Here is a 4,605-nt window from a genome sequence, read left to right as displayed (position 1 = left end):
AACTAAAAAGACAACCCATTATGCAAATATATTAACTGTATTGACGGTGTTATTTATTATAGCTCTTGTAATCTGTTCTAAGATAGAGGTTGGTATGGCATTCGTATTATTACCCATTGCGACTATGCCCCGTTTAATGCTTTTTGTACTAAAATCTGAAAAAAACTCAAATACAAACATTGTTTATGTCAATAAAGATAAGTAGTTCTTAGAGCTATTAAATTGATTTATCATAATGTCTATACCCATAGTTTGAAATTTACTCCAAAATAACATCGCAACCATAAAATCACTTATATAAAGTAAATTACAACTCTATAAAAAATGGCTTACTCATATTAAATGAATAAGCCAAAAAACAACTATTAATTTTCTACAAATTCGGATTCAACCACTTCTCAGCAGTATTCATATCCCAACCTTTACGCTCAGCATAACTCTCTAACTGATCACGACTGATCTTACCGACATTGAAGTACTCACTATCAGGGTGCGAGTAATAGAATCCGCTGACCGACGACGCAGGCCACATCGCATAGCTTTCGGTTAAAGTCGTGCCGATAGCATCTACCGTACCGAGCCAATCAAACAATTTGCCTTTTTCCGTATGCTCAGGGCAAGCAGGGTAACCAGGCGCAGGGCGGATGCCGACATATTTTTCTTTAATCATCTCATCGTTGGTGAGTGACTCAGTCGGCTGATAGCCCCAGTACTCTTTACGTACCAGCTCATGCAGATGCTCAGCGAATGCTTCGGCTAGACGGTCAGACAGAGCCTGTACCATGATGGCATTATAGTCATCGCCTGCCGCTTTGTATTGCTCAGCGAGTGCTTCTGTACCGACGATAGAGACAGTAAAGCCGCCCAAGTGATCGGTATGTGTCTCTGATGGCGAGATAAAGTCAGCCAAGCTAAAGTTCGGTTTGCCACTGGCTTTATCGCTTTGTTGACGTAAATGCTCGAACTGATAGGTTGGGCTGCCACCATCATCAGGCGCATTGTCATAGACCGTCACGGTGTCCGCACCCGTACGGCGAGCGGGCATGAGTTTAAACACCCCTTTAGCGACGATTGATTTTTCCTCAATCATCTTTTGCATCAGCTCATTGGCATTATTAAACAGGTCACGAGCCGCTTCGCCGACCACATCATCTTGCAAGATTTTTGGATATTTACCTGCCAGTCCCCAAGAGATAAAAAATGGCGTCCAGTCGATATACGGCAGCAAATTAGTGATGGGGTAGTCATCCAATATCACTTGGCCCAATTTGTTTGGCACTGGTGGCACATAATTGTCCCAGTCACCTTTAAAGCCCATTTTAATTGACTCAGCATACGATACTTTAGCCGCTTTTGGTTTACGCTTGGCCAGACGTTCGCGTACCTTGGCGTACTCTTCGCGGGTCTCATCGATCAGCGCTTGACGATGTTCTTTTGAGAGCAGCTTGGTCACCACACCGACTGAGCGCGAGGCGTCTGTGACATAGATGACGCCATCGTTTTGATATTGCGGCTCCACCTTAACCGCGGTATGCGCTTTAGAGGTGGTCGCACCGCCAATCATAAGCGGTAAGGTCATGCCGCGCTCTTGCATTTGCTTGGCCACATAGACCATCTCATCGAGACTTGGGGTAATCAAACCAGACAGACCGATGATATCGACTTTTTCTTTGATCGCGGTATCGAGGATGGTCTCACAGGGTACCATCACGCTGAGGTCAATGATGTCGTAGCCATTACAGCCGAGTACCACGCCGACGATGTTTTTACCGATATCATGCACGTCGCCTTTGACGGTCGCCATCAGGATTTTACCTTTGACCTCGCCTTCGACCTTTTCGGCTTCGATATACGGGTTCAGCCAAGCGACTGACTGCTTCATTACGCGGGCAGACTTGACCACTTGCGGTAGGAACATTTTACCCGCACCAAATAAGTCACCGACGATATTCATACCGTCCATCAATGGGCCTTCGATGACTTCTAGCGGCTTGGGGTATTTCTCCCATGCTTCTTTGGTGTCCGCTTCGATAAAGGTAGTAATGCCTTTGACTAGAGCATGAGCGATGCGCTCTTCTACCGTACCTTCACGCCAGCTCATATCGACCGTACTGTCTTTTTTCTTACCGCCATTATGATAGTTTTCAGCAGCGCCCATCAGTCGCTCGGTGGCATCTTGACCACTTTCGCCTTGATTGCGATTGAGCATGACATCTTCGATAGCGTCACGCGCTTCCTTTGGAATATCATCATATACCTCAAGCATGGCTGGGTTGACGATACCCATGGTCAGGCCGTTTTTGATCGCGTGAAATAAGAATACCGAGTTGATGGCTTCACGGATTGGGTTACCACGGAAACTAAACGATACGTTAGACACACCGCCCGATACCATGGCATTAGGCAGATTTTCAGTGATCCATTTGGTCGCATTAATAAAGTCGGCACCGTAGTTATTGTGCTCGGTGATGCCGGTTGCGACGGCAAAGATATTAGGGTCAAAAATAATATCTTCAGATGGGAAGCCAACTTCGTTGACCAGCACATCATAGCTGCGCTGGCAGATTTCAGTTTTGCGCTCGTAAGTATCGGCCTGACCGTCTTTGTCAAAGGCCATGACGATAATGGCGGCACCGTAACGCATACACAGCTTGGCTTTTTCGACGAACTCAGCGTGACCTTCTTTGAGCGAGATAGAGTTGACGACAGATTTACCCTGCGTGCGCTTTAGCCCTTCTTCGATGATGTCCCATTTAGAGGAGTCGATCATCAGCGGTACACGGCTGATATCTGGCTCACCTGATACGAGATTGACAAAGTGAATCATCGCCTGCTTGGAGTCGAGCATACCCTCATCCATATTGATGTCGACGATTTGTGCGCCGCCTTCTACTTGGTCACGGGCGACATCAAGTGCCTCGGTGTAGGCTTCGGTTTTAATCAAACGTAAGAATTTTTTAGAACCTGTCACGTTGGTACGTTCACCGACATTAACAAACAAGCTGTCAGTATCGATGGTAAATGGCTCAAGTCCAGACAAGCGGCAGGCAGGTGCGATTTCAGGAATCACGCGCGGCGCATAGTTTTTTACCATGTTTGCGATTTGGCGGATATGCTCAGGTGTGGTACCACAGCAGCCGCCGACGATATTTAAGATGCCTGCTTTGGCAAAGCCTTCTAGCAATGCTGCTGTTTCTTCAGCCGTTTCATCATACTCACCAAACTCATTGGGCAGACCAGCGTTTGGATGCGCTGAAACATAAGTATCAGCGATATTGGACAACGTTTGGATATGTGGTCGCAGCGCATCGGCACCAAGCGCACAGTTGAAGCCGACTGATAAAGGTTTGGCATGGCGAACCGAGTTATAAAATGCTTCAGCCGTTTGTCCTGATAGCGTGCGACCTGAGGCATCAGTAATCGTACCCGATATCATAATCGGAAGCTCAAATCCAATATCATCAAACACGCCAGTGATCGCAAATATCGCTGCTTTGGCATTGAGCGTATCAAAGATGGTCTCGATTAGAATAAGGTCGACACCACCTTCAATTAGAGCCAATGTCGCTTCACGGTAGTTAAGTACTAGCTCATCAAAGGTAATGTTACGAAACGCAGGATCATTGACATCCGGTGATATCGAGCAGGTACGTGAAGTGGGGCCAACCACACCCGCGACAAAACGCGGCTTGTCTGGTGTTTTTGCAGTAAAGGCATCGGCGGCCTCGCGTGCCAGTCTGGCCGCTTCTTTGTTTAGCTCAGGCACCAGATACTGCATATCGTAATCGGCCATCGACAGGCGCGTACCATTAAAGCTATTGGTTTCAATGATATCTGCACCAGCACCAAGATGATCATCATGAATCTCTTTAATCATCTGTGGTTGTGAGAGCACCAGCAGGTCGTTATTACCGCGTACGTCTTGGCTAATATCTGCAAAACGCTCACCACGATAATCAGCTTCTTCTAGTTTATAGGTCTGAATCTGTGTACCCATCGCTCCATCTAGCATCAAAATGCGCGACGCCATTTGCTCGGTGATACGTGTCCGTGCCGTTATTTGTTGCTCTTTATAAGGAAATACGGCAGGTGGCGTCAGGACAAAGTCATCGGCAGATTGTGATGGGCTAGAAGTTGCATCGGTTTGTGAGTCAGTTGCTTGGGTCATAGGAGCGCTGCTTATATCATCAATGTTATAAAAGAAAGGAATAACAAACGGAGTGAAAATTCTTATCAGCTAAATAGCGTGGAAAAGTCGTATTATTTTAACATGAAAATCGCACAGCACGAGGGATAGTGCTGACTCTGCTAAGGTCATTGACAAATTGTCTGTTTTTTAATGAGTTAAAGTCTATTGCATAAGGTAGGTAGGCAGAAATGAATAACTATGCACTCAAAGTTTACACAAAGCTTTGCTTGGATAAACTAAAGTCAAACATGACTCTTAAAAGTAAGACAGAACTTACACCGCCGCTACAAAAACAGCGTAAAGGTATATTGATAAACTTTTTTGAGATGTTAATTTGATTTCAGAAGAATTAGCATTGCGTAAGTAATACTTACTAATGAATGTTAATGGCTTTGACCAAAAACGTTTTTATTAAA

At 45.6% G+C, this 4,605-nt stretch carries 2 protein-coding genes; one reads left to right on the top strand and one right to left on the bottom strand.

The features are described from left to right. Nucleotides 1-205: hypothetical protein (locus ACT3RN_RS14595; protein WP_444518754.1), on the top strand; the 205-nt coding region annotated here is incomplete at its 5' end. A gap of 168 nt (nucleotides 206-373) precedes the next feature. On the opposite strand, the gene metH is transcribed toward ACT3RN_RS14595, so the two are convergent. Continuing rightward, complete coding sequence (metH, locus tag ACT3RN_RS14590; protein WP_442062044.1) at nucleotides 374-4,168, bottom strand: methionine synthase; 3,795 nt, start codon at nucleotides 4,166-4,168, stop codon at nucleotides 374-376. Nucleotides 4,169-4,605: the final 437 nt, after the last annotated feature.

Origin of the sequence: Psychrobacter sp. AOP5-GZ1-6, from assembly GCF_052376345.1 — a bacterium.
Lineage (GTDB): Bacteria > Pseudomonadota > Gammaproteobacteria > Pseudomonadales > Moraxellaceae > Psychrobacter.
This window is presented reverse-complemented; position numbering and strand designations above follow the sequence as displayed.

Bases quoted from the DNA above. Each gene is read 5' to 3' on its own strand.
- metH (WP_442062044.1), bottom strand. From the start codon at position 4,168: ATGACCCAAGCAACTGACTCACAAACCGATGCAACTTCTAGCCCATCA.